This is a genomic window from Kitasatospora sp. NPDC057198 (genome assembly GCF_042670125.1).
GTDB lineage: Bacteria > Actinomycetota > Actinomycetes > Streptomycetales > Streptomycetaceae > Kitasatospora.
Genome location: NZ_JBHUWH010000853.1, coordinates 1 through 1,480 on the forward strand (window position 1 = coordinate 1; position 1,480 = coordinate 1,480).

A 1,480-nucleotide genomic window follows, 5' to 3' on the forward strand; every position below is an offset into this window, starting at 1 on the left:
GGTGGGGTCTTCGCCGTCGTAGTGGGCGACCCCGGTGAGGGTGTTGGTGGTTTCGATGTCCGTCCACGCGCCCGGCGTCTTCTCGAAGAAGACCCGGGCGGTGTGAGCGGTGACGTCGCTGACGAAGGGTGGGGAGAGAGCCCCGATCTTGCTACCTCCCCGAGGTCTTCAGCTCCCACGCGATGGCCTTGCCGATCTCGTGGGGATTCGCGTTGGTGGTGGCGTTGACGGTGATCTGCGGCGCGGAGCGGGCCCGGTCGGACGCGGCGGCGTCCTGGGGACGCAGGCTCGCGGCGGCTCGCTGGCCGTAGCCGTAGCTGTCCAGCCCTCGCAGCTCGGAGGTGACCGGGCGGAGGGCCTGCTCCAGCGGGCTCGCGTACGCGGCCGGAGCGGCGGCGAGCAACATCGGCGAGGCCATCAAGGTCTGCGGCGCGGCAGTCTGCGGCGCGGGCGCGCTGGCCTTGAACGGGTTGATCTTGTCGATGATCCCGCCGACCACGTTGGACACGCTGATCGACTTCATGCCGTTGATCAGCCCTTGGATCGCCGACTTGCCCTTCTCGTAGAGCAGCGAGCCCAAGTCGCCTATGGCGCACAGGATTTGGCCGGGCAGTCCGGCGACGAACTTGATCGTTTCACTGATCCCCGTCGAGACGCCGGAGACGATGTTCGACCAGGCAGAGGCCACCGCCCGCGTGCAGGCGTCCCACGCCGACGCCGTCCAGGACTGGACGTTCCGCCAGGCCGTGGAGACGGCCGAGGCCGTGGAACTGGCCGCCGAAGAGACCGTGGAGGTCACCGACCGCCAGCTCGACGCCGTCCAGGACGAGACCTCGGACCACGCGGAGGCCGTCCATGAAGAAACGTTTCGCCACGCGGACGAAGCTGCGGAGGCCGCCGAGCTGGCCGCGCCGGAGACCCAGGACGTCACGGACGCCCAGGTGGAGGACGTCCAGGAGGACACCGACGCCCACGCCGACGCCGTGGCAGCCGTCAGCCCGTCCCAGGCTTCCTGGACCAGGTGCCAGGCGGCCACGGCCCCGCGCGCCAGCAGGTCCCAGCCCGCCATCGTGACGGCGAAGCCGACCACCAGCGCCCGCAGCCCGAGGTCAACCAGCCGCATCAGGGCGGCAGTTGCCTCGGCGTTGTCGCGGAAGACCTGGAAGAACTGGCGGAGGGTGTCCGCGAACCACGAGATCGACGCGGCGATCTCGGGCGAGAACTGGACGGCCAGCCCGGCGAGGCCCTGGAGGACCGCGTCCAGGACGCCGACCAGCGGGCCCAGGATCAGGCGGAGCTGGTCACCCCCGTTGGAGAGGGTGAGGAAGAAGTCGCCGAAGGCGGCCCCGATGCCGACGAGCGCGACGGGCAGCTCGTCGGTGAACGCCCGCATCCCGGGCGTCGACATCGCCGCCGTGAGCTTCGGCAGCAGAACATCGGCGAAGTCGGTGATCGACTCCACCATGGGGCGGACGAAGGT

General features: G+C 70.1%; 1 protein-coding gene. It reads right to left on the minus strand.

Features of this window, described 5'->3' with window-relative positions:
* Positions 1–151: 151 nt before the first annotated feature.
* Positions 152–1,480: hypothetical protein (locus tag ACFUEL_RS39640; protein WP_380243071.1), on the minus strand; the 1,329-nt coding region annotated here is incomplete at its 5' end.